The organism is Algibacter agarivorans (genome assembly GCF_039543245.1).
Classification (GTDB): domain Bacteria; phylum Bacteroidota; class Bacteroidia; order Flavobacteriales; family Flavobacteriaceae; genus Algibacter_G; species Algibacter_G agarivorans.
In genome coordinates, this window is sequence record NZ_BAABJJ010000030.1 from 102748 (window position 1) to 126989 (window position 24242).

At 34.3% G+C, this 24242-nt stretch carries 23 protein-coding genes; 13 read left to right on the top strand and 10 right to left on the bottom strand.

Features of this window, described 5'->3' with window-relative positions:
- Positions 1 to 2: 2 nt before the first annotated feature.
- From ABD935_RS10580 to ABD935_RS10610, 7 genes are all read right to left on the bottom strand, one after another.
- Positions 3 to 2486 carry a glycoside hydrolase family 2 protein gene (locus ABD935_RS10580; protein ID WP_345192001.1) on the bottom strand — a complete coding sequence of 828 codons (2484 nt, stop codon included), beginning with the start codon at positions 2484 to 2486 and terminating at the stop codon, positions 3 to 5.
- A gap of 117 nt (positions 2487 to 2603) precedes the next feature.
- Positions 2604 to 3674, bottom strand: coding sequence for a Gfo/Idh/MocA family protein (locus tag ABD935_RS10585; RefSeq protein ID WP_345192002.1), 1071 nt, complete (start codon positions 3672 to 3674; stop codon positions 2604 to 2606).
- 2 nt (positions 3675 to 3676) lie between these two features.
- Positions 3677 to 4912 (bottom strand): ABC transporter substrate-binding protein, encoded by a 1236-nt coding sequence (locus ABD935_RS10590; RefSeq protein ID WP_345192003.1) that lies wholly within the window; start codon positions 4910 to 4912, stop codon positions 3677 to 3679.
- 1 nt (position 4913) lies between these two features.
- Entirely contained in the window at positions 4914 to 6056 is a 1143-nt protein-coding gene (locus ABD935_RS10595; RefSeq protein ID WP_345192004.1) for a CaiB/BaiF CoA transferase family protein, read from the bottom strand.
- 6 nt (positions 6057 to 6062) lie between these two features.
- Entirely contained in the window at positions 6063 to 7205 is a 1143-nt protein-coding gene (locus ABD935_RS10600; RefSeq protein WP_345192005.1) for a CaiB/BaiF CoA transferase family protein, read from the bottom strand.
- A 4-nt stretch (positions 7206 to 7209) separates the two neighbouring features.
- Positions 7210 to 8361, bottom strand: a complete 1152-nt coding sequence (locus ABD935_RS10605; protein WP_345192006.1) for an ABC transporter substrate-binding protein — start codon at positions 8359 to 8361, stop codon at positions 7210 to 7212.
- Between the two features lie 17 nt (positions 8362 to 8378).
- Positions 8379 to 9533 carry an L-rhamnose/proton symporter RhaT gene (locus tag ABD935_RS10610; protein ID WP_345192007.1) on the bottom strand — a complete coding sequence of 385 codons (1155 nt, stop codon included), beginning with the start codon at positions 9531 to 9533 and terminating at the stop codon, positions 8379 to 8381.
- A 31-nt stretch (positions 9534 to 9564) separates the two neighbouring features.
- On the opposite strand from ABD935_RS10610, the gene ABD935_RS10615 reads away from it, so the two are divergent.
- Positions 9565 to 10332 (top strand): IclR family transcriptional regulator, encoded by a 768-nt coding sequence (locus ABD935_RS10615; RefSeq protein WP_345192008.1) that lies wholly within the window; start codon positions 9565 to 9567, stop codon positions 10330 to 10332.
- Between the two features lie 13 nt (positions 10333 to 10345).
- On the opposite strand, the gene gldA is transcribed toward ABD935_RS10615, so the two are convergent.
- Positions 10346 to 11242 carry a gliding motility-associated ABC transporter ATP-binding subunit GldA gene (gene gldA / locus ABD935_RS10620; RefSeq protein ID WP_345192009.1) on the bottom strand — a complete coding sequence of 299 codons (897 nt, stop codon included), beginning with the start codon at positions 11240 to 11242 and terminating at the stop codon, positions 10346 to 10348.
- 341 nt (positions 11243 to 11583) lie between these two features.
- On the opposite strand from gldA, the gene ABD935_RS10625 reads away from it, so the two are divergent.
- The 4 genes from ABD935_RS10625 (at position 11584) to ABD935_RS10640 (ending at position 15871) form a co-directional block, all read left to right on the top strand.
- Positions 11584 to 12411: a prephenate dehydratase gene (locus ABD935_RS10625; RefSeq protein WP_345192010.1), complete on the top strand. Its 828-nt coding sequence runs from the start codon at positions 11584 to 11586 to the stop codon at positions 12409 to 12411.
- A complete protein-coding gene (locus tag ABD935_RS10630) occupies positions 12408 to 13553 on the top strand; it encodes a pyridoxal phosphate-dependent aminotransferase (RefSeq protein WP_345192011.1) in 1146 nt (381 codons plus the stop codon). The genes ABD935_RS10625 and ABD935_RS10630 overlap by 4 nt, the downstream gene beginning before the upstream one ends.
- 124 nt (positions 13554 to 13677) lie before the next feature.
- On the top strand, positions 13678 to 14529 hold the full coding sequence (locus ABD935_RS10635) for a prephenate dehydrogenase (RefSeq protein ID WP_345192012.1): 852 nt from the start codon (positions 13678 to 13680) through the stop codon (positions 14527 to 14529).
- A gap of 259 nt (positions 14530 to 14788) precedes the next feature.
- Positions 14789 to 15871, top strand: a complete 1083-nt coding sequence (locus ABD935_RS10640; RefSeq protein WP_345192013.1) for a chorismate mutase — start codon at positions 14789 to 14791, stop codon at positions 15869 to 15871.
- Between the two features lie 70 nt (positions 15872 to 15941).
- Here ABD935_RS10640 and ABD935_RS10645 read toward each other — a convergent pair whose 3' ends face one another.
- Positions 15942 to 16394, bottom strand: coding sequence for a hypothetical protein (locus ABD935_RS10645; RefSeq protein ID WP_345192014.1), 453 nt, complete (start codon positions 16392 to 16394; stop codon positions 15942 to 15944).
- 137 nt (positions 16395 to 16531) lie between these two features.
- Here ABD935_RS10645 and rsgA point away from each other — a divergent pair, with 137 nt between their 5' ends.
- The 8 genes from rsgA (at position 16532) to ABD935_RS10685 (ending at position 23562) form a co-directional block, all read left to right on the top strand.
- Complete coding sequence (gene rsgA, locus ABD935_RS10650) at positions 16532 to 17476, top strand: ribosome small subunit-dependent GTPase A (RefSeq protein WP_345192015.1); 945 nt, start codon at positions 16532 to 16534, stop codon at positions 17474 to 17476.
- Positions 17477 to 17553: 77 nt separating this feature from the next.
- Positions 17554 to 18006, top strand: a complete 453-nt coding sequence (dtd, locus tag ABD935_RS10655) for a D-aminoacyl-tRNA deacylase (protein WP_345192016.1) — start codon at positions 17554 to 17556, stop codon at positions 18004 to 18006.
- Positions 18006 to 18521, top strand: coding sequence for a metal-dependent hydrolase (locus tag ABD935_RS10660; RefSeq protein ID WP_345192017.1), 516 nt, complete (start codon positions 18006 to 18008; stop codon positions 18519 to 18521). Before dtd ends, ABD935_RS10660 begins: the two co-directional genes overlap by 1 nt.
- Positions 18518 to 18844 (top strand): nucleotide pyrophosphohydrolase, encoded by a 327-nt coding sequence (locus tag ABD935_RS10665; RefSeq protein ID WP_345192018.1) that lies wholly within the window; start codon positions 18518 to 18520, stop codon positions 18842 to 18844. The genes ABD935_RS10660 and ABD935_RS10665 overlap by 4 nt, the downstream gene beginning before the upstream one ends.
- 34 nt (positions 18845 to 18878) lie before the next feature.
- Positions 18879 to 20102 (top strand): 3-phosphoshikimate 1-carboxyvinyltransferase, encoded by a 1224-nt coding sequence (locus ABD935_RS10670; protein WP_345192020.1) that lies wholly within the window; start codon positions 18879 to 18881, stop codon positions 20100 to 20102.
- Between the two features lie 79 nt (positions 20103 to 20181).
- On the top strand, positions 20182 to 21231 hold the full coding sequence (gene queA, locus ABD935_RS10675) for a tRNA preQ1(34) S-adenosylmethionine ribosyltransferase-isomerase QueA (protein WP_345192021.1): 1050 nt from the start codon (positions 20182 to 20184) through the stop codon (positions 21229 to 21231).
- Positions 21232 to 21496: 265 nt separating this feature from the next.
- Positions 21497 to 22537, top strand: coding sequence for a dual-specificity RNA methyltransferase RlmN (rlmN, locus tag ABD935_RS10680; RefSeq protein WP_345192022.1), 1041 nt, complete (start codon positions 21497 to 21499; stop codon positions 22535 to 22537).
- Positions 22538 to 22584: 47 nt separating this feature from the next.
- Positions 22585 to 23562 carry a polyprenyl synthetase family protein gene (locus tag ABD935_RS10685; RefSeq protein WP_345192023.1) on the top strand — a complete coding sequence of 326 codons (978 nt, stop codon included), beginning with the start codon at positions 22585 to 22587 and terminating at the stop codon, positions 23560 to 23562.
- Here the strand turns inward: ABD935_RS10685 and ABD935_RS10690 are convergent, their stop codons facing one another.
- Positions 23563 to 24144, bottom strand: a complete 582-nt coding sequence (locus ABD935_RS10690) for a transglutaminase-like domain-containing protein (RefSeq protein ID WP_345192025.1) — start codon at positions 24142 to 24144, stop codon at positions 23563 to 23565.
- Positions 24145 to 24242: the final 98 nt, after the last annotated feature.

Below are 24242 nucleotides of genomic sequence, written 5' to 3' on the forward strand. Positions count from 1 at the left end.
ACTTAATTGTCAAACCCTCTTGCAATGGGCATTTTTTCATCAGCTTCATTATGTCCTTCTTCTGCTCCTAAACTGGGGTAGTATCTAAAATAATTTGCCCAACCATATTTTTGTTTAATTTCAAAGGCTTCTAACCCAATGGCTCTAAGTTCTTTTCTGTCCTTTTCCTTATCGGCTACAAGTAACATATAATCATTACTCGAAAGATTATTTTTCTTTTCGTCCGTTAAAGTAATTTCAGTAAAAAATCTATCTCCAATTTGCCCAGGAACTTTGCACGTTACTTCAACAAATTTTGCAGAACTATCACCTTTGATTTCAGAAATATCAAAGTTATCTTCCTTAATTACAGTTTTGTTGTTGTCTAGAAATTTAATAGTTGCTTTACAGTTGTTGAATGAATTATAATAATCGTTCACTACCCACAATTCACCTTTGAATTCTTCACCCGGTAACCAACGTCTGTCGTAATGTTTCATTGTGATTAACAAAGGTTGATATGCTTTTTTAACGTAATCAAAGGATAGTTTTTTCTCTTGATAATAGTCAACAATACCCCATTTCATATCTGGTGCAAACGTGATGTAGTGGCAAATACAAATAGCACTAGTTTTTGGTTTTCGAGTTCTAAAATGTTCTAATGCATATTGAAAAATAACACCTTGGGCTATTTGAGTAGCTTCTACAAATTTTTCAAAACCATCTCTACTTTGATCTCCTAAAACTTCAAAGTTTAAAGTTCTAAGCGCGTCAAAATCGGTCCAATGGTGCCCCCAACTTGGTCCAGGAGGCCAGATTTCATCCTCCGGAATAAACTTTTTAATACTATCAATATTTGGACATGATGAAATTGCTAATTCTGGAATAACGGCATAATCTAAACTTGGGAAATAATCTTCCATAACAAATTCACCTTCGCCATAAAATAAATCGTTCGCATGGAAACTTTCATTGGGTTTGAAACCTAAATTTAAACCAACTTCATCACTTAATGGAGAAGAAGGAATAAAATGCAACGGTGTGTATGGTTTTATAGCTTCACCTAATTCATTCACAAATTTAAGATTGTGCTCAGGGTCTGAAGCTGTCATAAATAATTCTTCTGAGCCTTCCAATAATACTAAACAAGGATGGTTTCGTTGTTCTTTAACAGATGTTATGGCTTCTGCAAAAACGGCGTCTTTAAAGGCTTGGTCTTTTGGTAACGATAGACTTGCTAAGGGCAATACATCTTGCCAAACAGTAATACCCGCCTCATTACATAATTGGTAGAATAACGGAATTTCCTCTGGATGCCAGCCAAAAATCCTTAAATTATTAAAGTTGGCTTCTTTGGCTAAACGAATCAATTCTATGTATTTACTTGGGTGCGCACGCCCCATAAAAATATCTGGTGGCCCTCCCCAAGTTCCGGAACGCATAAAATGGCGTTTGCCATTAATCATAACCGTCCATGGGTTTTCTACTTGGTCTTTGGTGAACCCTGGATTGTGAACCATTTTCACCTCTCTAATGCCAAAGGATGTATCGGTTGTATCCAGTAATTTATTATCTCCTTCAGTAATAGTTATCTTAGCATTATATAAACTTTGGTCTCCCAAATCCCATGGCCACCAGAGTTTAGCGTCATCAATATTTAAACTCAATTCAAATTGATTTATGCCTTTAGAAACCGAAACTGTTTTGTTTACTTCGTAGGTTTCTGAGCTAAAATTAGCGCCTTCAACAGCTATTTTTACTGTCACTTCTTTTTCTGAATCCTCATGGTTTTTGAGCTCTATTTCAAGATCAAGTTTTGCTGAATTTTCAGAAGTTATAGTTGGCTTTACATAAGTGTCTTCAATTGTAACTTTGCCAGTTGCTTCTAAATAAACAGGTTTCCAAATACCAGTAGGAGGTAGACTCACCCAATAGTCGCCATGCCATGCGGGTTTGCGGCCTGCGACTTGACTGTAGCGTCTAGGAGCTGGATGCAAACGAATCATAAGTACGTTAGTTCCAAAGCGTAGGTTTTCAAATCTAATGGTATTTGAAACATCGAATTTAAATTTTGAAAACATCCCTTCATGTGAACCTAAAAATGTTCCGTTCAGCCACACGTCACAACCAAAATCTACACCATCAAATACTAGTTGAATATGTTTGTCATACATCTCTTTTGGTACATCAAACTGTCGTTTGTACCACCATTCGTTTTCTGGTACCCATTTAGCTTTTAGGCTGTTTCGCCCAAAATGCGGGTCGTCCAGACGTCCAGCACGCCATAAATCAGTATATACATCTCCTGGTACTTTGGCAAAACTCCAGTTGAATGAGTCACCAGTAATGTCAAAATTTAATTCGTGGAAACCAATTTTAACCCCTTCTCCAGGTCGGATGCCTTCAAATTGCCAATTGTTTCCTGTTAAATCGAAAACAACTTTTTCGTTGGATTCAATGCCTCTTTTTGAAAGATATTCTCTTTCTTCTTGACTAATGTTTTTCACTTTATATTATGTTTAATTCACTAATAATTCTTCTAATATTTTTTAATTCTGAATACTATGCCCTTTTAAAATATAGATTTATGTTCATATTATCATTTCTTTTTCAAAGTGTTTTTATCAAACATTATAATTAGGAGAAACTCCACCATAATTATTTGATTCGTAAGCCGCTTCTACAATTGCCATGGAGTGAACTACGTCTTCAACACTTGTTGGTAATTCGTCTGTAGAGCCTTCAACATAGCGCATTAAAGACGCCATAGTACCTACAAATGCATCAGGAAACCATGAGCCTTCTAAATCTACCTCAATCCATTTTGGGTCTTCTCCTTTTTTCAAAATGCTATATTGAAATAGGTCAGGTTTCCCGTTAGGGTAATCTAGAAGCAGACCAATTCTTGCTTTAATCGCACCTTTAGTACCTTCCCATTTTACAAAACTTTCTTGATTTTTTTCTCCAAAGTTATGATCGTGATTGGTATTGATAATGGCACGCATAGCATCATTGTAATCCATAATTGTGGTTGTTCTAGTTGATGACATTGGCTTTCCGGGATTCTTCAACGTTTTTGAATATACTTTTTTAGGATTACCTAAAAACGAACGTATCAAATCTATATAATGAATACTGTGTTGCTGGATTTCTAATCGCGGATGATTCACCACATTTGGAAAATATTCCCAGGGTGTGTAAGTGGTTAAACGCACTTCAAAATCATATAATTCACCAATTAAACCTTCTTCAATTAAATATTTGGCTGCCATAACATAGGGAGCGAAACGCATTTGGCAATTAATGGCTGCTTTTAGTTTTTTTCTTCTACAAACCTCCAAAATTTCCAAGGTTTGCTCATAATTGTCACCCATTGGTTTTTGAATTAAAACCGCTGCTTCATCTGGTAATAATTCTAAGGTTGCTAAAAACTGATTTGGCATTAACGTTAAATCAAACACAGCGTTTTTAGGTGCTGCAGCAATCATGTCTTCAGTTGTGTTATAGACATTGGGTATGTTAAATGATGCTGCTAAATCTTCAGCTTTTTCCCGTGTTCTATTAGTAATGCCTTCAACAACAAATCCTGCTTTTTTGTACGCTGGTAAATGTGCGTCTCTAACAATACCACCAGCACCAATAATATAAATGGGGCGTTTTTCTTTTGGTAATTCAGGTTTGTAAACTAGTTCCATGGTTATTTATTTTCTATACAATCAATCTCTAATTGAGCAATGTCTAAAATGGATTTAATGTCTTTTGAAGTATTAATGACTTCTAAAACCAATTTATCTATAACAGTTGCAATTTCAGACCAGTTACTTTTTCTTGGGAGCGATCGTGTTTTTTTATGTAACGCTTCTAATTTATAATAATAGGGCACTTCTTTATTTACATCTTTATCATGCCATGTAGATTTTCGGCAACCGATAGCTCCTTCTAAAGTTAATAATTTATCGTTTTTTTCATTTACTGCAAATTTTATAAACTCGTAGGCTAGTTTTTTATGCTGACTACCGCTACCTATAACATACATCCAGTAAGCGTTTAGCGATGTTCCTTCTCCAGTAGGGCCAGATGGTACATTTGCAATATCTACTTTCCCTTTTACCTTAGAATCTTCTAAAAACTCACACATTGATGCAAAACCAAACCAGTTTACCATCATCGCTAAATTTCCATTTGCGAAAGCCATTCCAGATTTTACAGAATCAAAATCTCTTGAATCTGGATGAATTGCGTTTATGTTTTTCAAAGCTTTTCTATAAAATTCCATACCCTCGATAGCGGCTTCAGAGTTTAATTTTATTTTTTTGTTTTCATCGAAAAGCTCTCCGTTACGTGTCCATAATTGCAAACAAAAATCGAAAACGGTGTTGTGCGCGTCGGGATAAGCGGCAAATGTTGTTCCATATAAACCGTCTTTTGGTCTATTAAAAAATTCGGCAACTTCAATTAAGTTATCCCACGTTTTGGGAATTTCTAAAGGTTTTCCAAATTGTTTTTTGAAGGTTTCTTTTTCTGAAGGAGATTCAAATAAATCTTTTCTATAGATTAAACATTCAGGACCATCGTGAAATGGTAATCCCACTGTTTTTCCGTCAAATTCTTGCTTGTATAACAACGATCTAGACCAGCCATTTGGGAAATTCTGTGGTGCCTCTTTTTCAATGTAAGGTGTTAAATCTTCAATTGAATTTGAGGCATAAGCCTCAGTAATCCAATCGGTATTTATCAATGACACATCCCAAATGCCATTAGCTAATCCTTTTTCTTTTAGAATGGTATCATATAAGGGGTGCAAATCTAGAGGTACTGCTTCGAGTTCTAAATTACAACCAGTTTTTTCACAGAATAAATTCCAAATTTTAGCAATAGCACTTTCAAAGGCATCAAATTTTCTTACTGCTATTCTAAATTTGTTATGTGCCATTTTAGCTAATTAATTCTTTGACAATTGCTTCGGTGTTTTCACCAAGTTTTGGAGATCCTATAGGTGATTTTAAATATTCACCATCAATTTTTATAGGACATCGTGTCGTTTTATATTCAAAACCATCACTCATAGAAACTGTTTGAATCATGTCTAACACTTTAAAACCTTCTTCTGAAAATAAAGCATCCCAATCCATCACTTTTGCACACCAAATATCAGCAGGCTCTAATATAGACAACCATTTTTCAGTAGTATCCGTGCTTAAATGATCTGCTAAAACTTTCTTGATTGTATCTCTTTCAGTAAACCAAGACGCTACTTCGGTGTATTCTTTTAAAGGTTCACAGGTTAATAATTCTCCTAAAAACGGAATAGATCCCATGGCTAATACCATATACCCGTTTTTAGTCTTATAGATGCCATAAGGGGCTCCTAAATAAGCATGTGCGCTATTGTTTTTTGGGCGAACAGTTGGTTGGCCGCCATCATGATAGAATGTAGTGATAGATTCAAACTGAAAATCTAAAATAGATTCTAACATGCTTACTGAGATTTTGCTGCCTTCTCCTGTTTTAGATCGCTTAACTAAAGCTGCTAAAATGCCTTGCACCAAATGTGCACCTGATAAAATATCTACTAAAGCTAAACCAATAGGAGTAGGGCCATTACCGTCAGTACCGTTTAGCCAAGTAATTCCTGATAAGGATTGTGCTAGTAAATCTTGTCCTGGTTTAGATTTCCAAGGACCTTCGTTTCCATAACCTGAAATGCTGCCATAAACAATATTCGGATTAATTTTTTTGATAGTTTCGAAATCAAACCCTAAACGCTCAATAACACCAGGTCTAAAATTATGTACTAAAATATCAGCCTTAGCAATTAACTTTAAAACACGTTGTTTGTCAATATCGTTTTTTAAATCGGCTTGAAAACTTTCTTTATTTCTATTGATGGCTCTGAAAATTGAGGATTCGCCATTTAGATTTACATTCGAAACGTATAATTGTCTGCAAATATCACCTGTTATTGGTCGTTCAACTTTTATTACTCTTGCTCCCAAATCAGCTAGTCTTAATGTAGCTGATGGTGCTGATAAAAACTGACTTAAATCTATAACTAATATATCTTCTAATGGTTTCATTCTCTATTATAGATTGAATTCGTTAATGATGTCTTCAGTATGTTGCCCTACTCTTGGAGCTGGTTTGCTAGCGAAAATACGTTCGTCATTTACTCTAATAGGACACCTTATAGTGTGTACTACTTCGCCCGAAAGTAAAGGGAGTTTTTGATCCATTTGCAATACTTTATAAGCATCATGTTCTAATAAGGTTTTATAATCAAACACATCAGAACACCAAATACCTTCTGGTCTTAATAAATTTAGCCAATGTTTAGTAGTTTCCTTGATTAGAACCGCTCTTAAAATGTCCATGATTTCATCGCGTTTGGTGAACCATGAATCAGTGTCATAATAGTTCTCAATCTCCTCGCAATTGATAATTTTTCCTAGTTTTAGAAGCGAGCCCATGGCAAGAGCAATGTATTTATCTTTTGTTTTGTATATGCCATAAGGAGCACCTAAATAAGGATTTGCTGCACCTTGTTTTGCTCTTACGGGACGTTTGTTACCATCGTTGAGGTACGTTGTGATAACTTCAAATTGTAAATCTAAGGTTGATTCTAAGAGGCTAACTTCGACCAAAGCTCCTTTGTTAGTTTTTTCTCGTTTTACTAAACTAGCGAGTATGCCATGAGCTAAGTGTGTGCCTGTAATAATATCTGAAACCGCAGCGCCTACAGGTGTGGGGTCATCATCCTTATTGCCTGTTAAGTTAGTAAATCCAGACATGGCTTGGATTAATAAATCCTGGCCTGGTTTTGCTGCCCAAGGGCCTTCAGTTCCATAGCCAGTAACAGTGCCATATATCAATTTTGGATTGATGTTTTGAATGGTATTAAAGTCCAGTCCAATTTTTTCCATAACTCCAGGTCGGAAGTTATGGGTCATTACATCGGCTTGACTAATTAATTTTTTTACACGCTCTAAATCCTCTGGGTCTTTTAAATTGGCCGCATAAGAATCTTTATTTCTGTTCACAGTATGAAACACCAAACTGCTATCATCTAAAAATAAGTTTTTTAAAGCAATTTGTCTTCCAGCTTCACCAGTATTTGGTCTTTCTATTTTTATGACTCTTGCTCCTAAATCTGCAAGTTTTAAGCCAGCTGAAGGGCCAGCCATAAACTGTGCAAATTCTAGAACTAAAATGCCTTCTAATGGTCTCATCTATCTAAATTTCTAGTGATTTTTTGTATAATTCATTTAATTGAGAAAGCAATAATTGTTCGTTACCTCCATGCATCAAGTAGTTCCTAATTGGTGCGCCTGCTCTATCCTGAAAATACATATGTCCATTGTATCTAGGACGTAAAAATGAGCGATCTAAACCGGGTAATGTGTTTTTAAAGAAGTTTGCTGTTAAACTATTTGTATGATTGTCTGTCCATGCTTTTCTATGCCCTGGTTGTCCGCCATTATCAAAGAAAATGGTTTTTTGAATAGCTTCAGAACCCACATACTCAACATACTTCATTACGGTTTCAATGTCTTTTGTTTTAGCAGAAACTGCTAATCCTGTTCCACCTAAAGTTGAAATTGCTCCAACACCAATGATTTTAATCATATCATGAAAATGTAACAACTTTCTAGCATAACCTTTTCTGCTGTAATTGGAATAGCCGTAAGCCCAAGGACAATACGCATATTTGTCTGTAAGTGTCATCGCTTCATATACTTTAATTGGATTCCAATCAAAAATTTCTGGATCCATTTCAATAGCAAGTGCTCTTAATAGTTTTAGTGCTTCAACTCCAATTTTTTCACTAACTACATGGTCTTTAGATGTGCAAACTTCTTCTCCTAAATTACAGCACATCATATAAAAGTTCATTAATGTGTCTTGCGGAATCCCAGGCATAATTACTAAACCTTGTTTAGCAAGTGCTAATAAATCGTCATAAGTTTCTGGGAGTTTTAAACCTTTGTCATTTAGTATATCTGGTCTGCTAGACGCTACTGGTGTTGCAGCATCTACTGCCAAAGCCCATTGGTGTCCGTTTGAAGCATAACTTTCGTGTGAACGTCCTACTGTATTTTCTTCTAAATCTTTCATAAACGATTTTGGAAGGTATTCATCTAAAGGTAAGATAACGTTGTTTTTACCAGCGAATCCCGCCCATGGGTGGTCTATAATTAACAAATCGTAGCGTTCTGCTAGTTTGTCAATAGGTTCGTCTGCAAAAGCTTGCAACGAGCGTTTCTCCCAAGTTATTTCTACTCCAGGATTTAATTCCGAAAAGCGTTGTGCCGTGGCTACCATAGGTGTAAATCCTCTGCTATGGTTCCAGGTAATGCCTTTTAATTGTATGTTTTTTGTACTCATGTTATAATAAATTCAATTTAATGACCAATTGTGATTTCAGAACCTAGTTTACTGCCGTATGCCATAATTATAAACGATACTACCAATATTATTAAAGCGAAAACCAATGTGAAATATGTGCGTTTTGTTACTTGTTTCCATTCTTTCATAACAATACCAACAACATAGCTGAAGAAAATGAGCATAGACATATGTAGTACCCAACTAGCGAATTTATAAGCTCCCATTTGTACATGACCGATGCCGTAGAAAAAAAACTGTCCATACCATAAAGCGCCACTTAAAATAGACATGCCAAAATTAAGTATGAAGTTTTTCTTTCCAACACCTTTTACATCTACAAGCTCTTTTAAGGTGCCATTTTTTACTCCAGCAATTGTAAACCATATAAAGTTGGTGATAAAAGCACCACCTGTGGATAATATTAAGTTAGCGTTTCCTTCAAAATTTCCTGCACCGTATTCTCCTGCAATTTCGGCTACGGGAGCACCAACTTCCAGTGAAATACCAAATACAGCCGAAAGTACACCTGCTATAAGCGTTAGGGTTAATCCTTTTTCCATATTAAATGTTAAGGGTTCACCACCATTTGTACTATTGTTTTTTAAATCTTTTTCTTTTCTGTAACCTGCTACACCACAGATAATGATACCTATTAATGCCATAAACATACCGAAGAAAATAGTGTAACCACCAGGGCCATAGAATTTTTCTGCAAATTCACCATGCATTATTAAAGGCACAATGGTTCCCAGAATAGCCGATATACCAATGGAAATAGTGTAAGTTAGTGAGTATCCTATATGTTTAATTGCAAAGCCAAAGCACATACCTCCAAAACCATATATTGCACCAAGGAGAGTAGCGTTGATTAAAACTTCGGTTGAAGCATCACTAAAAACACTAAAGAGATTTGGTACAGTTAGAAACCCAATTAAAAAAGGAAAAATAAACCAAGCGAAAGATGCTTGTACAATCCAATAAGAGTCCCATGACCATTTTTTTACTTTTTGAAACGGGACATAACATGTGGATGCTGCAACACCTCCAATGGCGTGTATAAGTGTACCTAAAATTGGATTTGCCATAAATGGTTTTGGTTTAGTTGGTGTTGGTATAATTTTACATGCAAAAATATATTTTATATATGAAATATAAAAATTATAGTTCATTTTTATTAGATTTGTTGGAATTATATTTAAGATGAAAGAGAATCAGAAAACAAAATACAATACGCCAGCATTAGATAAAGGCTTAGATATAATTGAATATTTATCTAAAGAGGGGATTCCTCTGTCTCAAGTTGAAATAGCACAAGGTATAAATAGAACACCAAGTGAAATTTATAGAATGTTGGTTTGTCTAGAAGAAAGAGGTTACTTATTAAGGGGTGTAAATGCTGGAAAATATAGGTTATCATTAAAAATGTACAGTCTCTCTCATACTCATACGCCTTTTGATGAGTTAAAACGAGTTGCAAGATACCCTATGCAAACCCTTTCGGAGGTTACTAAGCAGTCTTGTCATTTAAGTATTATGAATAATGACCAGTTATTGGTGATTTCCCAAGAAAGAAGCCCAAGTGCTGTTTCTTTATCCATTGAAGAAGGTACTCATTTTCCGTTATCTAAAACGTCATCAGGCATTACTCTTTTATCTGTAATTTCTGAAGTGGATAGAAATACTATATTGTCGAGAGACATGTATTATAAAAATTGGAAGGTAAAAGAAAAAGAAGTTTTTATAAAAGAAATTGAAAAGGTGAAAAAAGAAGGATATAGAATGGCAAAAAGTAAGCTAACTAGTGGAATTACTGATTTAGCAATCCCTATTGGGGCTAATTCTGATTTAATTGCAGTTTTGGCAATATCGGTTTTTACTTCAAGTTTAAAAGAAGAAGTGGATGAAGATTTTTTGTTAAAATCATTAAAAACCGCACAGAGGGAAATTAATCAATTTATTGTAACCTAATTTAATATAAAAATTAACCGTTTGTTAACTCTCTAAACAAACTCTCCAAACTCGCATTTTTTTGGTTTAATTGAAGAATCTTCAACTGATTATCATGTGCAAAATCAAAAACATGGGAGCGCATATCTTGAGAAGTTTTAAAAATAATTTCATAAACAAAATCATAAGTATTTACCACGTTTGTAACATTAGGAAGCTTAAGAAGGAAAGCATCTTCTACCCGATAATCAAACTCTACAATTACCACTTGTTCTTTTTCGTCTCTTAAGTCTTTCAGTTTTTTATCCGCTACAATTTCTCCTTTATTAATAATAATAACACGTTCGCACATAGCTTCAACCTCTTGCATAATATGTGTAGAAAGAAAAACAGTTTTAGTTTTTCCAATAGATTTTATGAGGTTTCGAATATCAATTAATTGATTTGGATCTAAACCTGTAGTAGGTTCATCTAAAATTAAAACTTCAGGGTCGTGCAATAGGGCGTTTGCTAAACCAACTCGTTGGCGGTATCCTTTTGATAATTGACCAATTTTCTTGTGAGCTTCAGGTGTTAGTCCTGTTAATTCAATAACTTCATTTATTCGTTGTTTGCTTACGCCGTAGATGCTAGCGTTAAATGCTAAATACTCTTTAACATATTGTTCTAAATATAATGGATTATGCTCTGGTAAGTAACCAACACTTTGTTGTACTTCTTTTGAATTGGTGTCTACATCATAACCATTTACTTTAGCTTGTCCTTCATTGGGATTTAAGTACGTGGTTAAAATTTTCATCATGGTTGATTTTCCAGCTCCATTTGGACCTAAAAAACCAACAATTTCTGGTTTGTCAACTTTAAAGGATATCTTGTTTAAGGCTTTTTGATTGCCATAAAATTTTGAAACCCCTTCTACTTCAATAGACATATCTAAAATAATTTGTTCAAAAATAAATGATTAACTAACGTAAAGGTAGATTTACTAGAAAATCTTTAAAACTTTTCAGAAAAGTAAAAAAAAGGTTTTGTAGTATATTGATTTATTAAATAATTAATTACTTTAGCCACTCAATTATTACGATGACAGTACATTATACATATTTTAACAATTGGTTTTATTTCTTTTTTAGCAAAAGAAGCGAGGCGTTGTGTGTATAATTTAAAACATAAATTAACATTATAAGTCTCGATGAAAATCGAGACTTTTTTTTGTTTAGCGGTTAATACATTGAATTTGAACCATGAAAAAATTGAATTAAAAACTAAATTTTGATAAAAACAGTAGCCATACAAGGTGTAAAAGGGTCATTTCACCATATAGTATCACAAGAGTTTTTTAATAAACCAGTTGATGTTATTGAGTGTATGACGTTTGATGGTGTTGTAGATTCTTTAACTACCGAGGCATGTGATGCTGCAATTATGGCTTTAGAGAATTCTATTGCAGGTTCTATAATTCCTAATTATGCATTGATTGATACCTATGGTTTGCACGTTGTTGGCGAACATTATTTGGATATTCAGCATAATTTAATGGCATTGCCAAACCAAAGTATTGCTGATATTAACGAAGTGTATTCGCACCCTATGGCATTATTGCAGTGTAAGGAGTTTTTCAAATTACACCCACATATCAAATTAGTTGAAGATAAAGATACTGCTGAAGTAGCGCAGCGTATTCAAGAAAAGACGTTAACTGGAATTGGAGCTATTGCAAGTGTTACTGCTGCTGAAATTTTTGAGTTAGATATTTTGGCGCATAGTATACAAACGATAAAGCATAATGAAACCCGTTTTGTAATTGTAAAGCGGACCAATTCTGAAGTGCCAGAACTTGAAATAAATAAAGCATCAATTAAGTTTGAAGCCAACCATAAACGAGGAAGTCTAGCCACTATTTTAAACGTGATGAGCGATTGTAAATTGAATTTAACAAAAATCCAATCGTTACCAATTGTTGAAACACCATGGAAGTATGCCTTTTTTGTTGATGTTACTTTTGAGAATTACCTAGATTTTAAAAAAGCAAAGTCTATTATAGATATTATGGGTGAAGAATTTAAAGTGTTAGGAGAATATAAAAATGCAAAGCTATGATTGAGGCAGCTAACAGATTGCAAACGGTTGAAGAATACTACTTTTCAAAAAAATTAAGAGAAGTGAATTTGCTTATAGCAAGTGGCAAGCCTGTTATTAATTTAGGTATTGGTAGCCCAGATATGCAACCTCCAAAAAAGGTGCTGTCGGCTATTTCTGCAAGTTTTGAAAATCCTATTGCTCATAAATATCAGAGCTATCAGGGACTTCCAGAACTTAGAGATGCTATATCAAGATTTTACAAAGCGCATTTTTCGGTAAACCTAAGTCCTAGTACAGAGATTTTGCCATTAATGGGAAGTAAGGAAGGGATTATGCATATTTCAATGGCCTATTTAAATGAAGGCGATGAAGTGCTTATTCCAAATCCGGGATATCCAACCTACCAATCGGTTACAAAATTGGTTGGTGCTAAAGGTGTGCTTTATGAACTTGATGAGGGAAACAATTGGATGCCAGATTTTAGAGCTTTAGAAAAATTAGATTTAAGTAAAGTGAAGTTGATGTGGGTTAACTATCCACACATGCCAACAGGAGCAAAACCTAGTAAAATTGTTTTTGAAGAATTAGTGGCCTTTGGAAAGCGTCACAATATTTTAATTGTAAATGACAACCCATATAGTTTTATATTAAATGATTCGCCCAAAAGTATTTTAAGTGTTGAAGGTGCAAAAGATGTGTGTTTAGAGTTGAATTCTTTAAGCAAAACCTTTAATATGGCAGGTTGGCGTGTAGGTATGGTAATGGGAGCTAGTGCCCATATTAACAATATATTGAAAGTAAAAAGTAATATGGATTCTGGTATGTTCTACGGCATACAAAAAGGCGCTATTGAAGCTTTGAAATGTTCAAATATGTGGTTTGCTACATTGAATAACGTGTATCAAGAACGCCGGAATTTAGTTTGGCAATTAGCCGATGCGCTAAATTGTACTTATGATAAGGATGCATCAGGACTTTTTGTTTGGGCAAAATTACCAGCATATTTAAAGTCTGAAGAGTTTATTGATTTAGTATTGAAAGAGAACCATATTTTTATAACACCAGGAACCATTTTTGGAACAAAAGGAGAAGGTTATATCAGGTTTTCTTTATGTGCATCAACTGAGGTTTTAGAAGAAGCCATTGCTAGAGTGAAATAAGTTTGCAGTTGGCAGTATTCTGTTTGCAGTTGTTATGAGTAAAAAAGTAAAAAGAGTAATATAGTAGAAAAGTAATATACCCGTAACAGTTCCCTCTCCTTTGGAGAGGGTTAGGGTGAGGCTTATGAAAAATATATACGCCATAGGAGTCGGTTTAATAGGAGGGAGTCTTGCTATTGATATCAAGAAGAATAATCCAGATGTGATTATTCACGGTATTAGTAGAAAAGATTCAACCCTAAATAAAGCTTTGGAGTTAAAGCTTATCGATAAAAAGGCAACTTTAGATGATATTGAAAATGCCGATTTGGTAATTGTTTCAATTCCTGTTGATGCTACCGTGAAACTGTTGCCTACTATTTTGGATAAAATATCGGATACGGGATTGGTTGTTGATGCAGGGTCTACCAAAGAAGATATTTGCAAGGTGGTTGAAAATCATCCGAAAAGAAGAAATTTTTTAGCAATGCATCCTATTGCTGGTACAGAACATTCTGGGCCAACAGCAGCTATTGAAGGCTTGTTTCGAGGTAAAACGAATATTGTTTGTGAGGTTGAAAAAACAACGTTCAAACTTCAAGAAAAAGCATTAAAGTTGTTTACTGATATTGGTATGCGTATTCGTTATATGAATCCAGTAGACCATGATAAACATATCGCCTATGTATCGCATTTATCCCATATAAGTGCTTTTATGTTAGGGAAAACGGTGATTGATAAAGAGCAAAACGAGCGCGATATTTTTGATATGGCTGGCAGTGGATTTGCTTCGACGGTACGTTTAGCAAAAAGTTCGCCAGAAATGTGGACACCTATTTTTAAGCAGAATAAAACGAATGTTATTGAAACATTAGATGAGTATATAAATAATCTGTCGCATTTTAAAGAGTTGATGAAAGATGACAATTTTGAAGCCATTTTTGATGAGATGAAAAACACCAATCATATAAAAGATATATTGAACGGTATTATATGAAGCCCCACCTAACCTCGCCAAAAGGGAAGGATTGGATTGTGCAAGAGTGAGAGTTCCCCTCATTGGAGGGGTTAGGGGTGGGTTTTTAGAGCAAGAGTGATGCGTTAGGGATTGCAGAGGAAAGCCCACAGCGAGGTACGAGCGAGGACTTGTAACGTAAAGCCCGACCCTTTTCTGGGTAACGCCCAAATAATAAAAATTAGAGAGTAAAAAATAAATATTAAACGGAATAGCTTTAGTGGCTAAATATTAAGTAAAAATGGAAAACAAAAAAGAAATGAGAACCTGGTTAGATGATTTAAATTTAGATCATCCCTTAGTAATTGCAGGACCATGTAGCGCAGAAACTGAAGAGCAAGTATTAAAAATTGCTCACGAATTGAAAGATACAGATGTAAGCTATTTTAGAGCGGGTATTTGGAAGCCAAGAACGCGTCCTGGTATGTTTGAAGGTGTAGGGGCATTAGGTTTAAAATGGTTGCAAAAAGTGAAGGCAGAAACAGGTATGAAAATCTGTACTGAGGTAGCTAATGCAGCACATGTTAAATTAGCTTTAGAATATGACGTTGATTTATTATGGATTGGAGCACGTTCTACTGTTAGTCCATTTATTATGCAAGAAATTGCAGATGCTTTGCAAGGCACTGATAAACCTGTGCTAATAAAAAACCCTGTAAATCCAGATTTAGCATTATGGTTAGGCGGTATCGAAAGAATTTACAAAGCAGGAGTTAAAAACATAGGAGCTATACACAGAGGGTTTTCAACTTACGAAAAAACGAAATTTAGAAATACTCCAGAGTGGCAATTGGCTATTGAATTTCAAAATAAATTCCCTGACATTCCATTAATTAACGACCCGTCGCATATTACAGGAAAAAGAGATATGATTTTTGATGTATCGCAAATTGCTTTAGATTTAAACTTTGATGGTTTAATGATTGAAACACATTTTGATCCAGAAAATGCATGGAGTGATGCCGCACAACAAGTAACACCTTCAACTTTGGTTCAAATTATGAGAGATTTAAAAATCAGGAAAGCATCTAACGCTGAAGCAGAATATAATAGTGCTTTAGATAATTTAAGAGCTCAGATTGATGTGGTTGATAACCAAATCATTGAATTGTTAGGAAAACGAATGAAAAGTTCTGATGGCATAGGGGCTCTTAAAAAACAAAAAAACGTAGCTGTTTTACAATCTAAACGTTGGAACGAAATTTTAGGGAAAATGGTTTTGGAAGGTGAGCAGCATGGTTTAAGTGAAGAGTTTATTTTAAAGATGTTTAAGGCGGTTCATCAAGAATCGATTAATCATCAAGAAAAGATTATTAATGGGTAATCGATTTAATAAATTACATAAAAAATGCCTCGCTTTTGTGAGGCATTTTTTATTTTATTTAAAAGAAAAACTATTGTTTATTTCTTTTAAATAGGTACCTAGTAATAAAAATACCTTGTCCATCTCCTTTTCCGCCTTCGCTTTCAACACCACTGGTTACAAAAGCTAATCCCCAGCCTTCTTCAATCATTGTATTTATTTTTGACGTAATTATGGCATCATTAGCAGCAATGTTTTGAAAACGAATACCACCAATATTATAAAAGTTTAATAATTTTGTTTCATCAAAACCTTTAACTCTTATTTCTCCACGTTTAGATTTGTTACGAGTATTATCGTCTTCGGTTTGGGTAGTAGTAAATTCTTTATAGTCCTTGGTGTCATTAGCACTAATAATTCTTGAACGTCCTAAACCATTAGGGACAATAGATTCTACGCTAGTTACTACTTTGTATTCTACTTGAGCATTTGTTTCAATAAAAGCAAATAAAGAAATGCTTAATGCAATTAATAAGTTTTTCATGTTGTTGAGATTTTTTAGATTTAAAAATGCTAATATAGTCATAGTCTTAAGTTCTATGAGTTGTTTTTTTATTTAAAGCAATTATTGGTGAGCATAAATCAATTTAAAAATTGTTATTTTGTAGTATATTCTAATGAATGACAGGACACGTTTATAAATCTACAGGAAGTTGGTACACGGTTAAAACCGATTTAGGACATACTTACGAATGCCGTATCAAAGGGAAATTCCGCATAAAAGGTATTAAGAGTACCAATCCAATTGCGGTAGGAGATTTTGTGGATTTTGAATTGGAAACCGATAACAATCAAGAGACCGGTATCATTCATCACATTCACGACAGGGCCAATTATATTGTTAGGAAGTCCGTAAACTTATCTAAGCAAACGCATATTATTGCGGCAAATTTAGATCAGGTGTTTTTAATGATTACTATTAATAATCCGCCAACATTAACCAGTTTTATAGATCGATTTCTGGTAACTGCCGAAGCATATTCTATTAAAACCGTTTTATTGTTCAATAAGATTGATACTTATGATGAGGAAACTCTTAATGAAGTTAAATATTTGGCACATATATATAGAAAGATTGGTTATGAGTGTATAGGTGTATCTGCAACAACAGGTAAAAATGTGGATAAAGTCAAAGCTTTAATGAGTAATAAAGTAAGTATGTTTTCTGGTCATTCGGGCGTTGGTAAGTCTACACTTGTAAATGCCATAGAACCCACTTTAAACATTAAAACCAAAGAAATTTCCACCCAGCATATGCAAGGGCAACATACCACAACCTTTGCAGAAATGTTCGATTTGAGCTTTGGCGCAAAAATTATTGATACACCAGGAATAAAAGGTTTTGGTGTGGTTGATATGGATAAAGAAGAAGTTGGCGATTATTTCCCAGAGATTTTTAAGTTAAAACAAGATTGCAAGTTCAATAATTGTTTGCATGTTAAAGAACCAAAATGTGCTGTAAAAGACGCTTTAGATAATGATGAGATAGCATTTTCGCGGTATCGAAGTTATTTGCAAATTATTGAAGGCGAAGATGAACATTACCGAACAGATATTTGGGAGTAATCTACGAGTTTTCAAATAAAGGCAGAAATATAATTATATAACGAATCAAAAAGTCTCCTCTGGGGATTTAAGAGCTTATGAAAGCAGTTATCCAAAGAGCGTCTAAAGCAAGTGTAACCATTGCAGATAAGAAAGTAGCTTCCATTAAAAGTGGCCTTTTAATATTATTAGGAATTGTTGAAGATGATGCAGATGAAGATATTAAGTGGCTGTCGAATAAAATAGTAAATCTTCGTGTTTTTGGTGATGAAAATGGCGTTATGAATAACTCCGTAAAAGATGTAAATGGCGATGCTATTGTGGTAAGCCAGTTTACACTTCACGCTTCAACCAAAAAAGGAAACCGACCCAGTTACATTCAAGCCGCTAAACCAGAAATAGCTATTCCCCTTTATGAAAGTTTTGTAAAACAATTAGAAACTGATTTAGGCAAAAAAGTGCAAACAGGACAGTTTGGAGCAGATATGAAAGTAGAATTACTTAATGATGGTCCTGTAACCATTATTATCGATACTAAAAATAAAGTATAATGGCATCTGTTTTTGGACATGGTGTAGTTGGATATACTTTGACTAAAGTAATCGATAATCAAAACACTAAATGGTTATTAATTGCCGCTATATGTTCTACTATTTTACCCGATTTTGATGTTGTTACATTCAAATTTGGAATCCCTTACGAACACCCATTTGGGCATCGTGGATTTACTCATTCTATACTATTTTCAGTCTTTTGGGCATTAATTTTAATGTTCACTTTAGGAAGAAAAAATAAAGGCATTTGGTTTTTGGTAATTTTTCTATCAACATTATCGCACGGTATTTTAGATGCTATGACTTCTGGAGGAAGAGGCATTGGTTTTTTTGTTCCATTTGATAATGATAGATTTTTCTTTCCTTTTAGAGAAATAATAGTTTCACCATTAGGTATCCAAAAGTTTTTTTCGACTTGGGGAATAAAAGTTGTTTTAAGTGAAATAAAATATATTTTTATGCCATGCTTAGTTATTTTATTAATTTTAGGTACTTTAAAAAGATATAAATGAACATTAAAGACGCACAAAAAGAAGTAGATAATTGGATTAAAGACCATGGCGTTCGCTATTTTAACGAGCTTACTAATATGGCACAACTCACTGAAGAAGTAGGTGAGGTAGCCAGAATTATAGCTAGACGCTACGGAGAACAAAGCGAAAAAGAAAGCGATAAAGATAAAGACTTAGGCGAAGAATTGGCAGATGTATTATTTGTTGTGTTGTGTTTAGCAAACCAAACGGGCGTCGACCTGCAAAGAGCTTTTGATAAAAGAATGGATAAGAAAGCAAAACGCGACCACGATAGACATCATAATAACGAAAAATTAAAGTAAATTTGCGACTTCTTTAAATTAGAATTTTAAGAACATGCACTTTACACTTCAAAAATCTAAAATAGCCAAGCAGTCTTCTATTCAAATAACGGGTTCTAAAAGCGAATCTAATAGATTGTTGTTACTGCAAGCACTATATCCTGAGTTTAAGCTTGAAAACGTTTCAAATTCAGATGATAGTAATTTAATGACTAACGCCTTAAATTCACTATCTGATATTGTAGATATTCATCATGCAGGTACGGCTATGCGTTTTTTAACCGCTTATTTTTCAATTCAAGAAGGTAGAACGGTTACGTTAACGGGGTCTAAGCGCATGAAAGAACGCCCTATTGAAATTTTAGTTGAAGCACTGCAAGAGCTTGGTGCAGATATTAGTTATGTTCAAAATGAAGGTTTTCCGCCAATTAAAATTAAAGGAAAAAAACTCACTAAAAACAAAGTGTCATTAAAAGCAAATGTAAGTAGTCAGTATATTTCTGCTTTGCTATTAATTGCTTCAAAACTGGAAAACGGATTAGAATTAACCCTTGAAGGCGAAATAACTTCTATTCCATATATAAACATGACTTTAAGTTTGTTAGATGAAATAGGCGTAGAATCATCGTTCACAGACAATATCATCAAAATAAAACCAATTACTAAAAAGTTAAATTCTAAAACTTTAACGGTAGAATCCGATTGGTCATCGGCATCTTATTATTTCAGTATTGCTGCTCTTAGTGATGTTGGAACTGAAATTACCTTAACATCATATAAAGAAAACTCCCTACAAGGTGATTCGGCTTTGGTAGATATTTATAAACATTTTGGCGTAGTTACGGATTTTAAGGATAATGCTATGACTTTAAAAAAGGAAGCTTCAAGTTTAGAGCCTCTAACTCTAGATTTAAAAAATGCTCCAGACATTGCTCAAACCATTGCTGTAACTTGTTTTGCTTTAGGGATACCATGTGATTTAATAGGCTTACATACCTTAAAAATTAAGGAAACAGATAGGTTAGTTGCTTTAAAAACAGAGATTGAAAAGTTAGGAGGAAAAGTAGATATTACTGATAAATCGTTGCACTTAACTGCTTCACATTCAATTAATGAATTGATTCCTATTGCAACATATAACGATCACAGAATGGCCATGGCATTTGCTCCGTTAGCACTTAAAACTTCAATAGTTATAGAAGACGCTATGGTGGTTTCAAAGTCTTATCCAACGTTTTGGAACGATTTAGAATCTATAGGGTTTATAATAACTGAATAATAATCACGTATTTACTTGACAACCCCTATGTGCAGATTGTATATTTGCAACTTCTCATAAAAAACAATAAATGACACGTATGAAATTATCACATTTCGGTTTCAATTTACCTGAAGAATTATTAGCAGAATATCCAGCAGAAAATAGGGATGAATCCCGTTTAATGGTTTTAAACAGAAAAGAACAAACCATTGAGCACAAAATGTTTAAGGACGTTATTGATTATTTTAATGAAGATGATGTTTTAATACTAAACAATACTAAAGTGTTTCCTGCCAGATTATACGGCAATAAAGAAAAAACAGGAGCAAGAATTGAAGTATTTTTATTAAGGGAATTAAACGAAGAACAGCGCCTTTGGGATGTTTTAGTAGATCCAGCTCGGAAAATAAGAATTGGTAACAAACTATATTTTGGCGATGATGATACGTTAGTAGCAGAGGTTATTGATAACACAACATCAAGAGGACGTACTTTGCGTTTTTTATATGATGGTTCCTATAGAGAATTTCGTATAAAATTAAATGAACTTGGAGAAACACCCCTTCCTAAATATATTAAAAGAGACGTAGAGGCATCGGATGAAGATCGTTACCAAACTATTTTTGCAAAAAATGAAGGTGCAGTAGCGGCTCCAACTGCAGGACTTCACTTTTCAAAACACTTGTTAAAACGTTTAGAAATTAAAGGTGTTAATTTTGCCGAAGTAACGTTACATGTTGGTTTAGGTACTTTTAATCCTGTTGAGGTTGAGGATTTATCAAAACATAAAATGGATAGCGAGGAGTTAACCATTGATGAAAAAGCTGTAGAAATTGTTAATACAGGTCTAAAAGAAAAAAGACGTATTTGTGCGGTAGGTACTACTGCAATGCGAGCTATAGAAAGTGCTGTGTCAACCAGCGGGAAGCTTAACGAAATTGATGGATGGACCAATAAATTTATTTTCCCTCCATATGATTTTAGTATAGCTAACTCAATGATCACCAATTTCCACACACCAAAATCAACTTTGTTAATGATGGTTTCGGCATTTGCAGGTCACGATTTCATAAAGCGTGCTTATGATGAAGCTATTAAAGAAGGCTACAAATTTTATAGCTATGGTGATGCTATGTTAATTATATAGTCACAAAATATTTCAAATAATAATTAGCCTCTTTTTTAAGAGGCTTTTTTTGTGCTGTCCCGATAGCTATCGGGATTATTTCGGTATCTCGGGCATTCCCCAGAGGGTCGGGCTTTCGGCAGTCGCTTTTTTGTGTTGCATAGGTGCAACAGCACAAAAAGAGCTTCAACAAAGCCTCAATCCCTAATGCAATTTAAAACTCGAATTCAAAAATCGTTAATCGTAATTCGTCAATCGCAAAACCTTTCACTATTTTTGCATTCAAATGGAAATCAAGAAAAAAGACATACGCGCATTAACCAAAGAGCAATTAAGAGATTTCTTTGAAAATCAAGGCGATAAAGCATTTCGAGGCAATCAAGTTTACGAATGGTTATGGCAAAAATCGGCACATACTTTTGAGGATATGACCAATGTTTCAAAGGAAACGCGTCAAATGTTAAAGGCTAATTTTGTTATCAACCATATAAAAGTAGATACCATGCAACGCAGTAGTGATGGTACGGTTAAAAATGCAGTACGTTTACATGATGGTTTAATAGTCGAATCGGTTTTAATACCAACCAAAACTAGAACTACCGCCTGTGTGTCCAGTCAAGTTGGTTGTAGTTTAGATTGTAAGTTTTGTGCAACGGCTCGTTTAAAACGCATGCGTAATTTGAATCCTGACGAAATTTACGATCAGGTTGTAGCCATAGATAATGAAAGTAGATTATACCATAACAGGCCACTAAGTAACATTGTGTTTATGGGCATGGGAGAACCACTTATGAACTATAATAACGTTATTAAAGCCATAGATAAAATTACGTCATCAGAAGGATTGGGGATGTCACCTAAGCGTATTGTCGTTTCGACATCGGGCGTGCCAAAAATGATTAAAAAAATGGCTGATGATGACGTAAAATTTAAGTTAGCAGTATCTCTTCATTCAGCAATTGATGAGGTTCGGACCTCTATTATGCCTTTCAACGCTACCTTTCCGCTTAACGATTTAAGAGAAGCACTTCAATATTGGTATGCTAAAACAAAAAATAGAATTACCTACGAATATGTAGTTTGGGATGGTATAAACGATAATAGAAAGGATGTTGATGCTTTAGTTGAATTTTGCAAATTTGCACCGAGTAAAGTGAATCTTATTGAATATAATCCTATTGATGATGGCGAGTTTCAACAAGCTAATTCTAAAGCCATAGATTTATATGTTAAAATTTTAGAACATAATAATATTACCGTTACCGTAAGACGAAGTAGGGGTAAAGATATTGATGCAGCTTGTGGACAATTAGCTAACAAATCTTAAAAAATTCTATTCTAAGGTTTATATTTGAATTTCCTTAAACCAATCAATTGAAAGTAGTAGAGCAAATAAAACAACCCATAGCCTATGAAATGGATCTTTTCGAGCAAAAGTTTCAGCTTTCTATGGCCAGTAAAGTAGCCTTACTTAATAGGATTACACATTATATAGTGAACCGAAAAGGAAAACAAATGCGCCCGATGTTTGTTTTTCTAGTTGCTAAAATGGTATCTAACGGCGAGGTTAGCGAGCGTACTTATAGAGGAGCGTCCGTTATAGAATTAATACATACAGCTACATTGGTGCATGACGATGTGGTGGATGATAGTAACCGCCGTCGTGGATTTTTCTCAGTAAATGCCCTTTGGAAAAATAAAATAGCCGTTTTAATTGGCGATTATTTACTCTCAAAAGGCTTGTTGTTATCTATTGATAATAATGATTTCGATTTGCTTAAAATCATATCGATTGCGGTACGCGAAATGAGTGAAGGCGAACTGCTTCAAATTGAAAAAGCCCGTAAACTAGATATCACGGAAGCCGTGTATTACGAGATTATTCGTCAAAAAACAGCAACTCTAATTGCGGCCTGTTGTAGTTTGGGGGCAGCTTCTGTAAAACCAGAATCTCAGCATGTTGAAACCATGCGAAAGTTTGGCGAACTTATTGGTATGGCATTTCAAATAAAAGATGATTTGTTTGATTATGGTGATGCTCAAATTGGAAAACCTACAGGTATAGATATTAAAGAGCAAAAAATGACCTTGCCACTGATTTATGTGTTAAATCAAGCCTCAAAAAAAGATAAGAAGTGGCTTATTAATTCTATAAAAAATCATAATAAAGACACTAAGCGTGTTAAAGAAGTTATTGCTTTTGTGAAGAATAGTGGTGGTTTAGATTATGCGGTTATTAAAATGAAGCAATTTCAAACGGAAGCTCTACAGTTGCTTCAAACGTATCCAGATTCTAAATATAAAAATTCACTAGAACTTATGGTGAATTATGTGATTGATAGGAAGAAGTAATTATTGCTGCTGTTGCATTTGCTGTAACAATTTTACATTTTGGTGATAACTATTAGTGTTTACTTCTTGCTCTTTCTTTTTTAAAGATAATGTAAGCTCATCATCATTATTTTTAAACGTGCTCACTTTTACTTTTACAAATAAATCGCTTTTTGCAGTACCTTTAAAAACTCCTTTTACGGGAGTACAATCTTTATAATCTCTTCCTACAGCTAAACGAACATGGTATTCGTTTGCAATGGCGTTATTAGTTGGGTCTATGCCAAGCCATCCATAAAAGGGGATATAAACTTCAATCCAAGCATGCGTGGCGCCTTCACCACGTGATCCAGATTCGTTAGGGCAAATATAACCACTTACATATCGGGAGGGAATGCCTAGCATTCTAATAACTTGCAATAGTATATTTGCGAAATCTTGACAAACACCGGCCTTTAGTCCCCATACATGATCTAGTTTAGAGTCTACACTAGTAATGCCTTGTATGTATTTGAAATTAGTGTATATATATTCGCTTAATTCAAGTGCAATTTTAAAAGGCGAAAGTGTATTGACGTCTTTAGTTTTTAATAGCTTTAAAATAGAATCTGTGCCATCAAAGTTTTTGTATCAATCCTGTCCTAAATAAATTTTGGACACACTAAATCTAACCATTTTACTGATTTATTTCATTGCTTTTA

What these genes read in the sequence shown, in the direction of transcription:
- queA (WP_345192021.1), top strand. Translation starts at nt 20,182, where the DNA reads ATGAAATTATCACATTTCGGTTTCAATTTACCTGAAGAATTATTAGCA.
- ABD935_RS10615 (WP_345192008.1), top strand. Translation starts at nt 9,565, where the DNA reads ATGAAAGAGAATCAGAAAACAAAATACAATACGCCAGCATTAGATAAA.
- ABD935_RS10630 (WP_345192011.1), top strand. Translation starts at nt 12,408, where the DNA reads ATGATTGAGGCAGCTAACAGATTGCAAACGGTTGAAGAATACTACTTT.
- ABD935_RS10640 (WP_345192013.1), top strand. Translation starts at nt 14,789, where the DNA reads ATGGAAAACAAAAAAGAAATGAGAACCTGGTTAGATGATTTAAATTTA.
- gldA (WP_345192009.1), bottom strand. Translation starts at nt 11,242, where the DNA reads ATGTCTATTGAAGTAGAAGGGGTTTCAAAATTTTATGGCAATCAAAAA.
- ABD935_RS10660 (WP_345192017.1), top strand. Translation starts at nt 18,006, where the DNA reads ATGGCATCTGTTTTTGGACATGGTGTAGTTGGATATACTTTGACTAAA.
- rsgA (WP_345192015.1), top strand. Translation starts at nt 16,532, where the DNA reads ATGACAGGACACGTTTATAAATCTACAGGAAGTTGGTACACGGTTAAA.
- rlmN (WP_345192022.1), top strand. Translation starts at nt 21,497, where the DNA reads ATGGAAATCAAGAAAAAAGACATACGCGCATTAACCAAAGAGCAATTA.
- ABD935_RS10670 (WP_345192020.1), top strand. Translation starts at nt 18,879, where the DNA reads ATGCACTTTACACTTCAAAAATCTAAAATAGCCAAGCAGTCTTCTATT.
- ABD935_RS10600 (WP_345192005.1), bottom strand. Translation starts at nt 7,205, where the DNA reads ATGAGACCATTAGAAGGCATTTTAGTTCTAGAATTTGCACAGTTTATG.
- ABD935_RS10645 (WP_345192014.1), bottom strand. Translation starts at nt 16,394, where the DNA reads ATGAAAAACTTATTAATTGCATTAAGCATTTCTTTATTTGCTTTTATT.
- dtd (WP_345192016.1), top strand. Translation starts at nt 17,554, where the DNA reads ATGAAAGCAGTTATCCAAAGAGCGTCTAAAGCAAGTGTAACCATTGCA.
- ABD935_RS10590 (WP_345192003.1), bottom strand. Translation starts at nt 4,912, where the DNA reads ATGGCACATAACAAATTTAGAATAGCAGTAAGAAAATTTGATGCCTTT.
- ABD935_RS10665 (WP_345192018.1), top strand. Translation starts at nt 18,518, where the DNA reads ATGAACATTAAAGACGCACAAAAAGAAGTAGATAATTGGATTAAAGAC.
- ABD935_RS10605 (WP_345192006.1), bottom strand. Translation starts at nt 8,361, where the DNA reads ATGAGTACAAAAAACATACAATTAAAAGGCATTACCTGGAACCATAGC.
- ABD935_RS10585 (WP_345192002.1), bottom strand. Translation starts at nt 3,674, where the DNA reads ATGGAACTAGTTTACAAACCTGAATTACCAAAAGAAAAACGCCCCATT.
- ABD935_RS10595 (WP_345192004.1), bottom strand. Translation starts at nt 6,056, where the DNA reads ATGAAACCATTAGAAGATATATTAGTTATAGATTTAAGTCAGTTTTTA.
- ABD935_RS10610 (WP_345192007.1), bottom strand. Translation starts at nt 9,533, where the DNA reads ATGAACTATAATTTTTATATTTCATATATAAAATATATTTTTGCATGT.
- ABD935_RS10635 (WP_345192012.1), top strand. Translation starts at nt 13,678, where the DNA reads ATGAAAAATATATACGCCATAGGAGTCGGTTTAATAGGAGGGAGTCTT.